General features: G+C 63.6%; 16 protein-coding genes. 6 read left to right on the forward strand and 10 right to left on the reverse strand.

All coding sequences use genetic code 11. The annotated features are described in order from the left end of the window. Positions 1-124: 124 nt before the first annotated feature. Positions 125-607 (reverse strand): chemotaxis protein CheW, encoded by a 483-nt coding sequence (locus F0185_RS15510; protein WP_167225853.1) that lies wholly within the window; start codon positions 605-607, stop codon positions 125-127. A gap of 200 nt (positions 608-807) precedes the next feature. Here F0185_RS15510 and F0185_RS15515 point away from each other — a divergent pair, with 200 nt between their 5' ends. Continuing rightward, positions 808-1860: an HDOD domain-containing protein gene (locus F0185_RS15515; protein WP_370664022.1), complete on the forward strand. Its 1053-nt coding sequence runs from the start codon at positions 808-810 to the stop codon at positions 1858-1860. Beyond that, the gene (gene arfB, locus F0185_RS15520) at positions 1857-2255 is read left to right on the forward strand and encodes an alternative ribosome rescue aminoacyl-tRNA hydrolase ArfB (RefSeq protein ID WP_167225855.1); all 399 of its coding nucleotides are present in this window, start codon (positions 1857-1859) and stop codon (positions 2253-2255) included. The genes F0185_RS15515 and arfB overlap by 4 nt, the downstream gene beginning before the upstream one ends. Positions 2256-2261: 6 nt before the next feature. Here arfB and F0185_RS15525 read toward each other — a convergent pair whose 3' ends face one another. Both F0185_RS15525 and F0185_RS34840 read right to left on the reverse strand, forming a co-directional pair. After that, positions 2262-4091 (reverse strand): flagellar assembly protein A, encoded by a 1830-nt coding sequence (locus F0185_RS15525; RefSeq protein ID WP_229477053.1) that lies wholly within the window; start codon positions 4089-4091, stop codon positions 2262-2264. Between the two features lie 268 nt (positions 4092-4359). Further along, entirely contained in the window at positions 4360-4743 is a 384-nt protein-coding gene (locus tag F0185_RS34840) for a hypothetical protein (protein WP_229477054.1), read from the reverse strand. 272 nt (positions 4744-5015) lie between these two features. On the opposite strand from F0185_RS34840, the gene ompR reads away from it, so the two are divergent. Then, complete coding sequence (ompR, locus tag F0185_RS15535) at positions 5016-5717, forward strand: osmolarity response regulator transcription factor OmpR (protein WP_229477061.1); 702 nt, start codon at positions 5016-5018, stop codon at positions 5715-5717. A gap of 38 nt (positions 5718-5755) precedes the next feature. Continuing rightward, on the forward strand, positions 5756-7090 hold the full coding sequence (locus F0185_RS15540; RefSeq protein ID WP_167225859.1) for a sensor histidine kinase family protein: 1335 nt from the start codon (positions 5756-5758) through the stop codon (positions 7088-7090). Here F0185_RS15540 and F0185_RS15545 read toward each other — a convergent pair. The 4 genes from F0185_RS15545 to F0185_RS15560 form a co-directional block, all read right to left on the reverse strand. Next, positions 7087-8163, reverse strand: coding sequence for a hypothetical protein (locus F0185_RS15545; RefSeq protein WP_167225861.1), 1077 nt, complete (start codon positions 8161-8163; stop codon positions 7087-7089). The genes F0185_RS15540 and F0185_RS15545 overlap by 4 nt on opposite strands. 214 nt (positions 8164-8377) lie before the next feature. Further along, on the reverse strand, positions 8378-9826 hold the full coding sequence (locus tag F0185_RS15550) for a flavin-containing monooxygenase (protein ID WP_167225863.1): 1449 nt from the start codon (positions 9824-9826) through the stop codon (positions 8378-8380). Next, positions 9826-11274, reverse strand: a complete 1449-nt coding sequence (locus F0185_RS15555) for a flavin-containing monooxygenase (RefSeq protein WP_167225865.1) — start codon at positions 11272-11274, stop codon at positions 9826-9828. The genes F0185_RS15550 and F0185_RS15555 overlap by 1 nt, the downstream gene beginning before the upstream one ends. Continuing rightward, a complete protein-coding gene (locus tag F0185_RS15560; protein WP_167225867.1) occupies positions 11271-11822 on the reverse strand; it encodes a TolB-like translocation protein in 552 nt (183 codons plus the stop codon). Before F0185_RS15560 ends, F0185_RS15555 begins: the two co-directional genes overlap by 4 nt. Before the next feature lie 161 nt (positions 11823-11983). Between F0185_RS15560 and F0185_RS15565 the strand changes: the two genes are divergently transcribed. Then, positions 11984-12352 (forward strand): YXWGXW repeat-containing protein, encoded by a 369-nt coding sequence (locus tag F0185_RS15565; protein ID WP_167225869.1) that lies wholly within the window; start codon positions 11984-11986, stop codon positions 12350-12352. Positions 12353-12415: 63 nt separating this feature from the next. Here F0185_RS15565 and F0185_RS15570 read toward each other — a convergent pair whose 3' ends face one another. Next, positions 12416-12763, reverse strand: coding sequence for a hypothetical protein (locus F0185_RS15570; protein WP_167225871.1), 348 nt, complete (start codon positions 12761-12763; stop codon positions 12416-12418). 282 nt (positions 12764-13045) lie between these two features. Beyond that, positions 13046-13360 carry a thioredoxin family protein gene (locus tag F0185_RS15575; protein WP_167225873.1) on the reverse strand — a complete coding sequence of 105 codons (315 nt, stop codon included), beginning with the start codon at positions 13358-13360 and terminating at the stop codon, positions 13046-13048. A gap of 138 nt (positions 13361-13498) precedes the next feature. On the opposite strand from F0185_RS15575, the gene F0185_RS15580 reads away from it, so the two are divergent. Continuing rightward, a complete protein-coding gene (locus F0185_RS15580; protein WP_167225875.1) occupies positions 13499-14287 on the forward strand; it encodes an oxygen-binding di-iron domain-containing protein in 789 nt (262 codons plus the stop codon). Here the strand turns inward: F0185_RS15580 and F0185_RS15585 are convergent. Continuing rightward, on the reverse strand, positions 14284-15201 hold the full coding sequence (locus tag F0185_RS15585; protein WP_167225877.1) for a LysR family transcriptional regulator: 918 nt from the start codon (positions 15199-15201) through the stop codon (positions 14284-14286). The two genes, F0185_RS15580 and F0185_RS15585, sit on opposite strands and share 4 nt — an antisense overlap. Positions 15202-15265 lie beyond the last annotated feature (64 nt).

A 15265-nucleotide genomic window follows, 5' to 3' on the forward strand; every position in this document is an offset into this window, starting at 1 on the left:
CATAGCACCTCAGATCATAAGTGCTATGGCCCCCCGCCTGCGCGGGGGCGACGGTGGTTTACGCGCGGCGCCATGCAGGGACGACTGTTACCACGGCAGCTTGTCCAAGGGAGACGGTGGGTTGTTACGCAGCCTGCTGCGCCACCGTCTCGCGCCGGATCGACATCAGCTTGTCGATATCGACCAATATCAAACGCCGCCCGTCGGTTTCGCCCAGTCCCATCAGATAATCGCAGCCGTTCTCGCGGGTCATGCCAGGAATCGGCGTGATCTGGTCCGGATACATGCGCACCACGTCGGTCACCCCGTCCACCAACATCCCCATCACGCAGCTCGACAACTGCAGGATGATCACGTCGGTCATCGGGCCGGGCGAGGCGGCGCGCTCGTTGAACGCCACCCGCATGTCGACCAGCGGCATGATCACGCCGCGCGACACCGCCACGCCCTTGACGATCGTCCCTTCCGAGGCGAAACGCTCGAGCGACTGGAACGTAAGCAATTCTTTCACCTTGCAAAAATCCACCCCGTATTCCATGCCCCCTAGCTGAAAGCTCAGGAACTCCAACTTCCCGACGGGGGCAGACTGCGTTGAAATCGTGTGCATGGTGGTCCTTTCGTCTCTGCGGGGCTGCGGCAAGGTCGCGAAACCCCATCGTAATGCGCGTGTGCAAGCGTCTCGTTGAGCGCGATCAAGGTTTGGGGCAGTCTGGCCGCGCTTGCAATGCAACGGGAAGTCTTTACAATGGGGCGGCAATATTCCACGGGGATCATTGCGAACTTGAAGGACGGACAATGTATCAATGGGTGAAGCGACTTTTTTCTGCTTCCGAGCCGGCGCCCGACGCGCCAGGCGCGGCGCAGGCCAGCCGGCCATCAACCGTCGCAGCGACCGGCGGCGCGCCACCCGGATCGGCGGCCCAGTTATCGTTCGAGCAGCGCGACGGCGTCAATGGCACCTATTTCAACTGGCTGTTCGAGAATGCCGACGTCACTGGCCTGGACACCACGCCGCACGAAAACCAGGTGCTCGACGCGCTCACGGCCATCCTGGAGTCGCAGCAATCCGGCGCGGCGCTGGTGCGACGCCTTCCCGGCCTGCTGCCGCAACTGCTGCAAAGCCTGCGCAGCGATAACTTCTCGGGCGCGCAGCTCTCGCGCACCATCTCCAACGACGTGGTGCTGGTGGCGGCCGTGATCCGCATGGCCAATACCTCGTTCAAGGGCAGCGGCACCACGATTACCAGCGTCGAACACGCGGTCATGCTGATCGGCCAGGAAGGCTTGCGCCACCTGATCACCAGCGTCGCCTTCCGCCCCATCATCGACCTCAATTCGGGCCAGTACACACGCTTGCTGGCGCCGCGCATCTGGGACCAGTCCGAGCGCTGCGCGGTGGCCAACCGCATGCTGGCCGAAGCCATGGGCGTCGATCCTTTCGAAGCCTTCCTCGCCGGGCTGGTACAGAACGTGGGCTTGATCGTCACCCTGCGCATCATGGACCAGATGAGCCAGGGAGAGAAAGAACTGGGCTCGGAGATGTTCTGCGCGCGCCTGGTGCGCGACGCCCGCATCCTGAGCTGCAGCATCGGGCGCGAATGGAATTTCCCGGAGAACGTGGTCACCGCCATCGGCGAGCAGGCCGGCATGCGCAAGGGCGTGCCGGTGTCGCCGCTAGGACGCTTGCTGACCCAGTCCGATTACCTGAGCAAGGTGCGCATCCTGGTCGATAACGAACGCCTGGGACAGGACGATGCCGTGTTGTTCAAGGGACTGTCGGCGCAGGCCATGGCGTGTTACCGCGCGCTCGACGCGATCGAAGACGATGTCGTGGCGGCGCCGGCGGCCGCGGCGCCGTGAACGCAACGATCGATCCGGGCGAGGTGGAGTTTTCCGCCATCCGCGCCCAGGGGCCTGGCGGCCAGAATGTGAACAAGGTCTCGTGCGCGGTGCATGCGCGCTTCGACGTGGGCGCGTCCTCGCTGCCCGAGGCGATCAAGGAGCGGCTGCTGGCCCTGTCGGACCAGCGCATCACCCAGGCCGGCGTGGTGGTGCTCAAGGCGCAGCAGTCGCGCAGCCTGGAACAGAACAAGGAAGATGCGCTGCGCAGGTTGCAGGAGCTGGTCGACAGCGTGGCGGTGCTGCCCACGATACGGCGCGCGACCAAGCCGACCAGGGGCTCGCAGCGCCGCCGGCTCGATTCGAAGACCAAGAGCGGGCAGACCAAGGCGATGCGGGGCAAGGTCAGCGAGTAGCGCGTCTCACGCCCCGCTCTTCCAATCGACCGCCCCCTCCTCCCCCGCAAAAATCACCTCCCCCTCGGCGCGCTTGCGCAGTTTGAGCTTGATGTCCTTGGCCGGCAAGTCGTAGATGCTGGCGCCGTCCGGCTGGTAGCTCATCCCCCGCACCACCGTCTCGCCCTCGATCCGCTTGACCGTCACCGAACTGACGCCGGCGCTGTCGACGCGCTGGCGCACCAGTTCCGCCAGCAGCGCGGCGCCGGCCTGCTGCTCCGTTTCGGCCGCCTTCACGTCCAGCGACACCCTGGCGATCGCCTTCAAGGCCGGCCCCGCCGCCAACGCCATCTTCTGGAACATCGGCACCTGCTCGTCGGTCAAGATCAACTCCTTCTTGCGCACCTTGGAGGCCAGCATGACGTACTTGCGCACTTCCGGCTCATTGGTCATCGCGTCCATCTCGGCCTTGCGCCGCAGCGCCAGCGCGGCGAACTGCGCGACCCGCGCCGTCATCGTCTCGATCACCTCGTCCAGGCGCGCGCTGTCGGGTTGCAGCGCGAAGATGGTCATCTCGCTCTGCCGGCGCGGCCCGGCGCTGTTGACCGTCACCGTGCGCGCCGCGATGGCGCAGCCCTCGGCCTGGCTGATCGTCACGTCCTCGCCCATGATCTCGCAGTTCACCGCGTGCATGATGGTCACGCGCGTGCCGGAAATGACGCAGCTCTCGGCGCGGTTGAGCACCACCTCGCCGGCGCTGGCCTGGATCACCGAGCCCGACGCCACGCCCTTGACGCGGATATCCCCGCGCGCGTTATGCGCCGTGCCGCCGACCAGGTTGCGGTTCAACAGCACCGTGCCGCCGCGCGAGATGATGTTCCCGAACACGTCGGCGTGAATTGTGATGCCCTCGCCTTCGACCACGCGCTTTTCCTGCACTTCGCCGAATTCTTCGAAGTCGCCGGTCAGTTTCAGGTTGCCGGTGGTGCGCGCGCTCACGCCATCGCGGCTGATGATCTTGTCGCCCACCGAAATCTGGCCGCTCTTGCTGTCCACATTCAAAAAACCGGCGTGCTGCGCGATCAGGAATTCACCCTCGCCCGAGACCTCGACCACGGTCCCCGGTCCGGCCATGGGCGCCACTTCGGTATCCTTCGGCACGGGCGCTTCGATGCGCAATCCGGACAGCTCAAAACCCGGCTTGCCCGCCACGCGCGGCACCTTCTTGAGCAGCCGCACCCCCTTCTCGACCTGCGGAAAGCGGTTCTGGAAGGCCATCAGATCGAGCTTGCCGTTGGCCAGTTGCAGCGGCGCGTCGCTGCGATGCAGGTCGCTGGTCACTTCGATCACATGCGCGTCGCGCCCGGCCCGTGGTTCGAGCAGCCTGGCCACCACCACGCGCTCGGACTTGCCGCCGTCGATGGCCTGGCGCACCGCCTCGACATCGATCCCGAAACGGATGCCCTTGCCCCACATGTCGGCGATGAATTCGTCCACATCGAGCCGCTCGGGGGTGCCCGGGCCATCCGGGTCGGCGGGGTCGGCCACGTACACCGGCTCGAAAAAATATTCAGCCTTGCCGCGGTTGATCTTGACCGCCTTGTAGAGCGGGCGCCGCAGCGGGCTGAAAGGCCGGATGGCCGAGGCCAAGCGGATGATCACATGGCCCTCGGCGGATTTGGGCAAGGGCGGGCCGGCGCCGTAAATGGCCTTGATCAGCAAGGGATAGTCGAGCTCGACCAGATAACTGGTGGCGAAGATGCGGTCGATGGCGGCGCCGAAGGTCGTGCCGAGCACGCTCGGGTCGCCGTACACGCCGTCGTGACGCTCGATGATGCAGTGATCCAGCTCGGGCATTGCATCGCCCGGGCCGGGGGCCGGACGGGGCGAACTTGCGCCAGAAAATTCAATCGACAAGACGTCACTCCATTGCTGATGCAAGCTTATACACCTGGCAAGTATATTTCGCTATTGGTAAGTTTTTTCTAGCGTAACAGGTTGTCTCATCCAAATAAACAATTGGATGCGCGAAACTCAGCAAATGTAACAATCGGGGGAATGGGGTGGTGCGCGGGGGAGGCAGGTGCGCGATGGCGCCGGGCGCCGTGGCGCGCCCGGGAGTGGGTCAGCGGCGCGGCGCGTTCTTGTAGATGTCGACGCCGGCTTCGTTGATCTGGCGCCGCAGGTCGCGCCGCTCGTCGGCCGTCATGCGGCTGCCACGCCGGGCGGCGTCGGCATTCTGGGCGTTTTGGTCCTGCTGGGCCTGCAACTGGCGACGCTGGTCGTCGGCGCGCGCTTCGAACTGGCGCTGGGTATCCTGGCGCTGCTGCTGGGCGCGCTGAGCGTCGGCCATGCGCTGGGCATCGCGTTCCTTGTCGCCGGGATTGGCTTGGGCCACGGACAAGCCGGCGCAAGCGAACAGGCAGCACACAGCAACGCGACGGACGAACGCATGCCTGCAACGATCTGCGAGGGTGGCTGTCTTGGTTTCGGTGTGTGCGTTATTCATCGTGATCCTCTTCCGCAGTGCCTGATAAACATATAAGCTTGACCTGCTACTGGAACTCAGTGTATGACCATTTGCATCTGGGCATAAGCCGAATTGGGTAAAGTTTGTAACAGTATGTAATGACCTTCGCGCATCGTGTTCTATCGGGCGATAAGACGTTACCATAGCGACATGAATCTGACAAATCTGACAGCCAAATGAACACACCAGCCTCCCCTACCTCAGGCAACAATACAACGCAGGCGAACGCCAATGGTCACGCCGCCAAGATTATGGTAGTCGACGACGACGTGCGCCTGCGCGATTTGCTGCGCCGCTATCTTACCGAACAGGGCTTTTTGGTGGTCACCGCCGAGAGCGCGCCCGCCATGAACAAGCTGTGGCTGCGCGAGCGCTACGACCTGCTGGTGCTCGACCTGATGCTGCCCGGCGAAGACGGCCTGTCGATCTGCCGCCGCCTGCGCGGCGCGGGCGACCAGACCCCGATCATCATGCTCACCGCCAAAGGCGAAGACGTGGACCGCATCGTCGGCCTCGAAATGGGCGCCGACGACTACCTGCCCAAGCCCTTCAATCCGCGCGAACTGGTGGCCCGTATCGGCGCCGTCCTGCGCCGCAAGGGGCCGGACGAGATTCCGGGCGCGCCATCCGAAACGCCGCAGTCCTTCGAGTTCGGCCAGTTCGTGCTGGACCTGGGCACGCGCACGCTGAAGAAAAATGGCGAGACGGTGCCGCTGACGACCGGCGAATTCTCGGTGCTCAAGGTGTTCGCACGCCATGCGCGCCAGCCGCTCTCGCGCGAAAAGCTCATGGAGCTGGCGCGCGGACGCGAATACGAAGTCTTCGACCGCAGCCTGGACGTGCAGATTTCGCGCCTGCGCAAGCTGATCGAGCCCGATCCCTCGTCCCCGCTGTACATCCAGACCGTGTGGGGCCTGGGCTATGTGTTCATTCCTGAAGGCCAGCCACGCTAGTGTTTGCACGCGATTCAAGCACGCCTCACAGCACGCAAATGAGCTGGCTCAGGAGCGGCCTGTTCTGGCGCACCTTCCTCTTGCTCAGCATCCTGACCACGGTGTCCATGGCCTCGTGGATCGGGATGATCAGCGCCGTGCAGCGCGGTCCGCAAGTCGAACAGACGGCCGACCTGGTCATTTCGGTGGTGACCATCACCAAAGCCGCCCTGACCCACTCCGCGCCCGAACTGCGGCGCGAGCTGCTGTTCGAATTGGTCAGCAACGAAGGCATCCGCATCTTTACGCTGGAGAGTTCCGACGCGGTCGATCCGCCGCCGGACAGCACGCTGATGCCGGAAATCGAAGCCATCATCAAATCCAAGCTGGGCGCCGACACGCGTTTTTCGAGCCGCGTGAACGGCACCGCCGGTTTCTGGATCAGTTTTAAGATCGACGACGACAGTTACTGGCTGATGCTCGAACGCGAACGCCTGGAAGGCTTGACCGGCGTGCAGTGGCTCGGCTGGGCCACGGTGGTGGGCGCCTTGTCGGTGGTCGGCGCGGCGCTCATTTCGAGCCTGGTCAACCTGCCGCTGGCGCGCCTGACAGCCGCGGCGCGCGCCATCGCCCAGGGCAAAAAACCGGACCGGCTGCCGGAAAAAGGCTCGAAAGAGATCATCGAAGCCAATCGCAGCTTCAACCAGATGGTGGAAGACTTGCAGCAGGTCGAATCGGATCGCGCCGTCATCCTGGCCGGCATTTCGCACGACCTGCGCACGCCGCTCACGCGCATGCAGCTCGAGCTGGAAATGGCCAAGCTCAGTAACGAAGCGCGCGAAGGCATGCAGTCCGATATCGAACAGATGGACGCCATCATCGGCCAGTTCCTCGACTACGCCAAGCCGACCGAGGCGGCCACGTTTGTTCCGGTCGATATCGGCGAACTGCTGCAGGACACCGCGCGCGAAGCGGAGCGCATGCTCGACATCCATGTCACGACCCATATCGAAGAAGGCGTGCACGTGATGGGCAACGCCACCGACCTGCGGCGCGTCTTCAACAACCTGGTGGAGAACGCGCGCCGCTACGGCAAGACGCCGGGCAGCGACTTTACCGAACTCGATATTTCGTGCCGCATCAAGCCGCACGGCCTGGGCAAGCGCGTGGTGATCGAAGTGCAGGACCACGGCCAGGGCGTGCCGGACGATCATATCGAACTGCTGCTCAAGCCGTTCACGCGCATGGACAGCGCGCGCGGACAGGCCAACGGCGCCGGGCTCGGACTGGCGATCGTGGAACGGGTGGTCTTGCGCCACAACGCCGAACTCCAGGTCAGCAACCGCGACGGCGGCGGCCTGCGCATCGCGCTGGTGATGGCGCTGGCGAGCTAATTGCTCTCCAGAAAGCGCCAGGTGCCGCTCTTACCGTCGCGGTCGCGGGTAGGGCTTGCCGACACGCAGAACAGATTTTGCTGGCACCCCGCGCCCCGGATATCCAGATACGAAAAATAGCCGTACGGTGCAAAGTTATTCAGCAAATGAATCCCCTGGCCCGAATAAATATGGTGGCGCGGCGCTTCCACTGTCCAGATACTGGAATCGATGCCGGTATTTTTGGTCAGCGAGGCCGATACGCAGAAGATATTCTCCTTGCAGCCAATGCCGCGCACGTCAAGATAACCGCCGAAAAGGCGATATGGCGGCATGTCGTCATTTGCCAGCGGATATTGGCTTTTCAAAAAGACTTTATCTCCCGGCCTGACTTGCTCACCTGCCATCTTGGCCTGCGCCGAGACAATCATCCAGGTACCGGTCAAACCGTCGCGATGATCCGAGGCCGACGTGGAAACACATAAAGTATTGCCATTGCAACCGCTGGCGCGCACATCCAGATAGCCGCCACCCCAGTTCCCGTAGCCGTTCTGCACATGATAAAGCTGGCCGTAACGGACCACGGGACCGTGGGCACGCGCCTGCGCAGTGACCATTGAGCACCACACCGTGCCGGTAATCTGGCCAGGAACGCCTTTGTACATGCAGACATTGGCGTCATCTTGCAAGGCGAGGAAAAATGGTCCGTCGCCACGCGCACTGTTCGACAGGCACCACGCGACATAACCGTCGGTCCTGTAGGTACACAGATTGCCGTCGGTCTGCACATTGGTGGCATAGGTTCCGGCGGGCGCCGCCGACGAGCGCGTGCACCAGATATAGCTACCGTCAACTTCATGGTAAACGCAGAAATTCCCGTCGGCCTGCGTGAGCAGGTAAAAATCTCCTTTAGGTGAACTGAGATATTCCCCCATTTTGATGGAATTTCCACCGACAACGGTTGATCCTTTATCGACCTCGGCCGCGAAGACGGGCGCGATGGAGAACAGCAGCAGCACGGCCCCCATCAATACGATCAGCTTCGACCATGTGATCGCACTCGGCAAAGGGAATCTAAAAGTGTTATTAAGCATGTTTTACTCCAGTTGAGATAGCTGCATGAACATGAATGACACGTCTGGTCGCTGCGCTGTCTTTACTGGACGAGCCCGGCTTGAGCTGATTCTACTGGGAATAAAATTGTTATTTAATTAATTTCCGGCGTGACCGATTCTTTGTGTTTCGATGTAGCTATAGCGCGACATTTAGTCGAATGAAGGAGGTTGAGCGCTATAAACACCGGCAAACTCAGGTTCGCAAGACGTAGTTGCCGATGTCAAAGCGGCGCGTGGCCCAGCGGTAGGCAAAGGTGAAACCCGGCCAGATGGCGTAATTACGGCCCTTGCCGTCGAGGTACCAGTTCTTGCAGCCGCTGCTCCACACCCCGCCGCGCAGCTTGCGTTGCAAGTTGTCGTTCCAGGCGCGCTGCGCTTCCTCCTTCACCTCGACCGACACCAGCTTGCGCGCGCGAATGGTCTTGATGGCGGCGAGCGCATAGTGTACGCCGGCCTCGATCATGTAGATCATCGAGTTGTGGCCCAGGCCCGTGTTCGGCCCGACGATCGTGAAATAGTTCGGAAAACCGGCCACCGTGCAGCCCTTGTAGGCTTCCAGGCTGTGGGCGAACATGCGCTTGCCGCCGCGCCCGCGCACGTCGACCGCGTGGAGCACGCGCTCGACTTCGAACCCGGTAGCGAAGATGATCACGTCCACCGCGCGTTCGGCGCCGTCGGCGCTGGCGATGGCGTTGGCGCTTACCCGGCTGATGCTGTTTGTGATCAGCTTGACGTTGGGGCGGGCCAGGGCCGGATAAAAATCGTTCGCCATCAGCACCCGCTTGCAGCCCATCTTGTAGCCGGGCGTGAGCTGGCGCCGCAGCAGCGGGTCGTCGATCTGGCGCTCCAGATGACGGCGCGCCACCCACTGCGGCAGCGCCAAGAGGCGCGAGGTGGTCAGGAACAGCGGCGCGCGCGATTCGTACAGCAGGTAGTTCAGGGCGCGGTACGCGAGCCGCAGCGGCGCCACGCGCGCCAGTAACGAGCGCTCGCGCGGGCCGATCATGCGGTCGGGACGCGGCATGATCCATTGCGCCGTGCGCTGGTACACATCGAGCTGCGCGACCAGCGGCGCAATCTGCGCAATGAACTGGACTGCGCTGGCGCCGTTGCCGATGACGGCCACGCGCTTGCCGCGCAGGTCGACCGCGTGGTCCCAGCGGCTCGAGTGAAAGGCGGGGCCGGCAAAGTCGGCCAGTCCCGGCAAGGCCGGAATGGCTGCGCGGCTCAGGGCGCCGGGCGCGCTGATGACCGACCTGGCCGTGAGCGTGCCGGCGCCGGTGCGCACCAGCCAGTAGCCGCCCTCCTCGTCGAATTGCGCGCCTTCGCAGGCGCAGCCCAGGCGCAGGTGCGGCGCCAGGCCGAAGTCGCGCACCAGCGAGCGGGTGTAGGCCAGCAGTTCGTCCTGCCCCGCGAAACGGCGCGTCCAGCGCGCATTGGGCGCGAACGAGAACGAATACAGATGGCTGGGAATGTCGACCGCGCAGCCGGGATAGGTGTTCACCCACCAGGTGCCGCCGAAGTCCTTGTCTTTTTCGAGGATGATGAAATTGTCGATGCCGGCCTGCTTGAGCTTTACGCCGGCGCACAAGCCGCCGAAGCCGCTGCCGATGACGATGACCTCGAAGTCGGGCGCGCCCATCAGGTGCGCACCACGTAATTGCCGATGTCGAAGCGGCGCGTAGCCCAGCGATAGGTGAAGGTAAAGCCCGGCCAGGCCGCGTAATTGCGTCCGCGCGCATCGAGGTACCAGCTTTTGCAGCCGCTGTTCCAGATCGTGCCGCGCAGCTTGCGATGCACCCTGGCGACGAAGTCGCGTTGCACCTGCGCCTTGACGTCGACCGAGTGCAGGCCCTGCGCGCGGATCGCCTTGATGGCCTCGACCACGTAATTGACGCTCGACTCGATCATGTAGATCATCGAATTGTGTCCAAGCCCGCTATTCGGCCCGGTGACCGTAAAGTAGTTCGGAAAGCCGGCCACGGCGCAGCCCTTGTAGCAATCCTGGTCATGCTCGAACAGGCGCTTGCCGCCACGTCCGCGCACGTCGATGGCGCCCGGCGCGTGCCCCACATGAAAGCCGGTCGCGTAGATCAGCACATCGACCGCCCGCTCGCCGCCGTCGGCGCTGACGATGCTGTTGGCGCGCACCTGCGCCACCGCGCTGGTGACCAGGCTGACGTTGGGGCGCGTGAGCGCCGGATAGTAGTCGCTCATGACCAGCACCCGCTTGCAGCCCATGGTGTAGTCGGGCGTGAGCCGGCGCCGCAGCGACGGATCGGCCACCTGGCGATGCAGGTGGCGCAAGCCAACCGCCTGCGCGAGGCGGAACAGGCGCGGGAAAAACACGTACAGCGGCGCGTTGATCTCATACAGGGTGTAATTGAAGGCGCGGTACAGCAGGCGCATCGGCGCGAGCCTGGTCAACAGCGAGCGTTCGCGCGGGCCGATTGCGCGGTCGTGGCGCGGGACGATCCACTGCGCGGTGCGCTGGTACACATCGAGCTGCGCGACGATGGGCGCAATCTGCGGGATGAACTGGATCGCGCTGGCGCCGTTGCCGATTACCGCCACGCGCTTGCCGCGCAGGTCCACATCGTGGTTCCAGCGGCTCGAATGAAACGCCGCGCCGGTAAACGTGTCGATGCCGGGCAAGGCCGGAATCGCCGCCCGGTTCATCGCGCCCAGGGCCGACACCACGCACTTGGCGCTCAATGGCCCGGCGCTGGTGCGCACACGCCAGTAGCCGCCCTCCTCCTCGAACTGCGCGCCTTCGTAGGCGACACCGAGGCGCAGGTGCGGCGCGAGGCCGAAGTCGCGCACGATGGCGCGCGTGTAGTCGAGCAGTTCGGACTGGCTGGCCAGGCGGCGCGTCCAGTTCGGATTGGGCGCGAACGAGAACGAATATACGTGGCTGGGAATGTCGACCGCGCAGCCGGGATAGGTATTGACTTGCCAGGTGCCGCCAAACTGCGCGTCTTTTTCGAGGATGACGAAGTTGTCGATGCCGGCCTGCTTGAGCTTGACGGCGGCGCACAGCCCACCGAAGCCGCTGCCGATGACGACCACATCGAACCGCGGCGCGGTCATCTGTTCGGCACGCGCGTTTGCAGCAGCTCGGCCCGAAAGCGCTGCTTGCCGTCGCGCTCTAACACATAACTGAGTTTGCTCCCGTCCGGCGAGACCGAGAGCGTCCAGACGTTGGTGGCGGCGGCGGGAATCAGGCGCGCCGTGTAGGCATCGGCGCGGAACATCTGGGCGATGGCGCTGCCGTCGCTGCCGGCGGCGCCGCCGTACATGGTTTGCTCGTCCGGCGCGCCGTCGGCATGGCGGTGGTCGTGCTGCAAGGTCAGGCCGGCCGGGGTGCGGGTGACGATCCAGGTACGCGAAGCGTCCTCGCCGACGACGAAGGGAATCCGGATCTCGCTGGCGTTGCAGGCGCTGACGGTAGCGACCAGCTTCTTGCCGGCAAAGGCTTCGCCGCCGTCGTCGGGCGCCACCGAGGCGCCCTCGTACACGGCGCCGCACAGCTTGCCGAGGTTGGCGAAAAAGGCGTCGCGCGCGTCACCGGCGGGGACCGCGTGGCACGGCAGCGCCAGCATGCCGGCCAGGACGATGGCAGTGGTGCGCAGGATCATGGAGCTCGCTCTCGGGTGGTGATGGTGGCAATGACGATAGGCGCGGCCCGCGCAAAAGTCAACGTTTTGCAAACGCAAGCTTATGAGCGATTCCGCACATACATGCATTTATGCAAGGGGTATAAAGATCAGACACCATTCGTAACCAGGAGAAGAAGATGATGAAAAAACTGTTAATTGCCGCCCTGATTGCCGGCTCGCTCGGCAGCATCGCCGCCCCTGCCATCTCGGCAGTGATCATCGTGCGCGAAGCGCCGCCGGAACCGCGCACGGAACGCACACCGCCGCCACGGCGCGGTTATGTCTGGGCGCCGGGCCACTGGGACTGGCGCAACAATCATCACGTCTGGGTCCGTGGCGCGTGGATTCGCGACCGCAAGGGCTACCATTACACCGCGCCGGCGTGGCAGGAGCGTGATGGACGCTGGGAAATGCAGCGCGGTAACTGGGCTCGTGGACAGCGCGACAATGATGGCGACGGCGTGCCGAATCGTCGCGATGAGCGCCCGAACAATCCGAATCGCCAGTAATTGAGGTTCCGCGCGGGGCACGCCAGCCCTGCGCGGCGATGCTGCCGGATGACAAGGCCTGATTCAGGCCGGAGAAACCTGGCCGCCGCATTGCATGACCAGATAGTCGCGCACCGCGCGCACATCGGTAAACGGCAATTCCCCGATCACCTGGCGGATATGCCGTAGCGCATCCCATAAAAATTCATAGTGACCCTCGTTCACCGGAACCAGGCTGTACACACCCGTGGTGGTGGTGAACAGGTGCCGCTCGTTGGGCACAAGAAAGGCCGGCATCAGCGGCGTGCCTTCGTCATCCCAGAAACGCCACAAAGTTGCCTCGACATCGACCGCGTCGCAATAGACGGACGCCGTCAGCGCGTCGGGAAAGACGAGCAGCGAACATTCTTCGGTATCGGCGGCAAAGATCATCTGGTCCTCGGGGGCGCGGGATGATGGATGCTTCGGCAGCACCCTTCCCTTAACCGTAACACATAAAACAACATTATGCGTTTGGTCGACCCGCTAATGAACCGCCCCCACCCGCGCGTGCAGATTCCTAAGTAAGTGTGCAGAAATTATTGTCATTTGTAGCGAACAGAAGCGGATGCCTGGCAAGGCGCACGCCGCGACGCAGTGCGAGCACTGCTAGCGGTGGGCAACGCAGCAAGGCACCGCTTATGGAAGCTAGAAATGACAAGAATTTATGCGCACTTACTTAGCTTCAAGCGCCTTGCGCAGCTCGGCCACGGCGTCCGGGCGCACCACGCGCGCGACTTCCTTGCCGTCCTTGATGACCACCACCGTCGGCCACAGCTTCACCTTGAATGAGCGGCCCAGCTTGCGGCCACTGCCATCCTCGACCTTGATATGACGCGCCTCGGGCATGGCGGCGAGCGCCTGTGCGATCAGCGGCGCCGCCGCGCGGCAATGGCCGCACCAGTCGGTGCCGAAATCGAGCACCACCACGCCCGGCGTGGCATCGATCTCGCTGCGTTCCGGCTGCGCCGGTAAATACGGTGTGCTCATGCGGCTGCTCCTGATGTCGGTTGCATAAGCCTACCGCAAAACGACGCGCCGCACTGCACAACTCACGAGTTTGAATTGGAAACATTGCCAAGAGCCAATTAAAGGTCTACAATAAACCCTTTCAAATGTAGGGTTATCATGGCGATCGAACTGTTCAATAACGGCAAGCACATCTGCCTGATGTTCTCCGATCTGGTCGATGAAGGCGAGGCCTCGGTCCAGTCGAACCAGTTTTTGATTGTCCAGGATGGCACCGGCATCTTGCTCGACCCGGGTGGGGTGCTGACCTACAACGAACTGTTCATGGGAATGAGCAAGTATTTTCCACCAAAACAGCTTCGTTATGTCTTCGCTTCGCACGCCGATCCCGATATCATCGCCTCGCTGCCGCGCTGGCTGGCCGGTTCGGACACCAAGCTGCTGATTTCGTCGATCTGGTCGCGTTTCGTGCCGCACTTTTGCGCGCAGGGCAAAACCGAGGGCCGCATCATCGCCATTCCCGACGAGGGCAGCCTTTTGCCGCTGGGCGACACCGAATTCCAGATCCTGCCCGCGCACTTTTTGCACGCGGAAGGGAACTTCCAGTTTTACGATCCGGTCAGCCGCATTTTGTTCTCCGGGGACATGGGCGCATCGATGCTGCCGGACGGCGTGGCGATGGACCCGGTGCAAGACTTCGACAAACACTTGCCTTACATGCATGGATTCCACTCGCGCTACATGGTGTCGAACAAAGTCTGCCGCTACTGGGTCGAGATGGTGCGCAAGCTCGATCCGGAATGGATGGTGCCGCAGCATGGCGCGCCGTTCAAGGGACGCGAGATGATCGGGCGCTTCCTCGACTGGATTGAAACGCTGCCTTGCGGTGTCGATCTGATGACCCAGGAGATGTATCAGGCTCCGCGCAAGATCACCGTCAGCCTTTAGCCGCTCGGCGTCAGCACCGTCGCGCCGAGCCGGTCCGCCAGGAAATCGACCAGCGCCGCCACCCGCGGCGCCAGCGCGCCTTGCTTGTAGAACACCGCCCATACCGGCTGCGACCATGGCAAGGTCAGCGGGTCGAGCACGGGCACCAGCCTGCCCGCCTCGACATCGGCGCGCGTCAGAAAATCCGCCAGGCAGGCGATCCCCGCACCCGCCAGCGCCAGGTGGCGCAAGGTTTCCCCGCTCGACGCCAGCACCGCCGGGCTCACCGTCACCCCCTCGCTACCCGTGTCCCCGCCTTGGTCCGCCAGCGGCCAGGTGTTGAGCGAAGCCGGCGCGGTGAAACCGAGCAAGCGATGCGCGCTCAATTCCTGCACCGTGGCAGGCGTGCCGTGGCGCGCCAGATAGGATGGCGCGGCCAGCAGCCGCAGCGCGCTGCTGCCGAGACGGCGCGCGTTGAGGCTGGAGTCGGCCAGCTGGCCGATGCGAATGGCCACATCGGCCCGCTCTTCGATCAGGTCGACCAGGGTTTCGCCGCTGGTCAGTTCGAGCCGGATCAGCGGGTAGGCGTCGAGAAAGGCCGGCACCAAGGGCGCCACCAGATGATCGAGCGCGGGCGTGGCGGCGTTGACGCGCACCAGGCCGGATGGCTGCGAACGGCGCGCCGACACTTGTGCTTCGGTATCTTCCAGCGCGGCCAGGATGGTGCGTGCGCGGCCGAGCAGCCAGTCGCCCTCTTCGGTCAGGTCCTGGCGCCGGGTGGTGCGATGCATCAGGGTCATGCCCAGCTGCGATTCGAGCCGGGCAATGGCGCGGCTGATGCCGGACGGCGTTTGCCCGAGCCGCTCGGCGGCGGCGGAAAATGAACCGGTATCGATGACTGCGGCAAACGCACTGAGCGCGTCGACGTCGATCATGTCTTTCTCCACAGTCAAAAAGCCATTGTACGGGAAGGCACAGCCTCGCCCTGTGATTAGTGAC

Origin of the sequence: Massilia rubra (genome assembly GCF_011682065.1) — a bacterium.
GTDB classification, from domain to species: domain Bacteria; phylum Pseudomonadota; class Gammaproteobacteria; order Burkholderiales; family Burkholderiaceae_D; genus Telluria_A; species Telluria_A rubra.

Coding starts and splice junctions, on each gene's coding strand:
- F0185_RS15555 (WP_167225865.1), bottom strand. CDS start 11,274: ATGACCGCGCCGCGGTTCGATGTGGTCGTCATCGGCAGCGGCTTCGGT.
- F0185_RS15575 (WP_167225873.1), bottom strand. CDS start 13,360: ATGAGCACACCGTATTTACCGGCGCAGCCGGAACGCAGCGAGATCGAT.
- ompR (WP_229477061.1), top strand. CDS start 5,016: ATGGTAGTCGACGACGACGTGCGCCTGCGCGATTTGCTGCGCCGCTAT.
- F0185_RS15540 (WP_167225859.1), top strand. CDS start 5,756: ATGAGCTGGCTCAGGAGCGGCCTGTTCTGGCGCACCTTCCTCTTGCTC.
- F0185_RS15580 (WP_167225875.1), top strand. CDS start 13,499: ATGGCGATCGAACTGTTCAATAACGGCAAGCACATCTGCCTGATGTTC.
- F0185_RS15570 (WP_167225871.1), bottom strand. CDS start 12,763: ATGATCTTTGCCGCCGATACCGAAGAATGTTCGCTGCTCGTCTTTCCC.
- F0185_RS15550 (WP_167225863.1), bottom strand. CDS start 9,826: ATGGGCGCGCCCGACTTCGAGGTCATCGTCATCGGCAGCGGCTTCGGC.
- F0185_RS34840 (WP_229477054.1), bottom strand. CDS start 4,743: ATGAATAACGCACACACCGAAACCAAGACAGCCACCCTCGCAGATCGT.
- F0185_RS15545 (WP_167225861.1), bottom strand. CDS start 8,163: ATGCTTAATAACACTTTTAGATTCCCTTTGCCGAGTGCGATCACATGG.
- F0185_RS15585 (WP_167225877.1), bottom strand. CDS start 15,201: ATGATCGACGTCGACGCGCTCAGTGCGTTTGCCGCAGTCATCGATACC.
- F0185_RS15525 (WP_229477053.1), bottom strand. CDS start 4,091: ATGCCCGAGCTGGATCACTGCATCATCGAGCGTCACGACGGCGTGTAC.
- F0185_RS15560 (WP_167225867.1), bottom strand. CDS start 11,822: ATGATCCTGCGCACCACTGCCATCGTCCTGGCCGGCATGCTGGCGCTG.
- F0185_RS15565 (WP_167225869.1), top strand. CDS start 11,984: ATGAAAAAACTGTTAATTGCCGCCCTGATTGCCGGCTCGCTCGGCAGC.
- F0185_RS15510 (WP_167225853.1), bottom strand. CDS start 607: ATGCACACGATTTCAACGCAGTCTGCCCCCGTCGGGAAGTTGGAGTTC.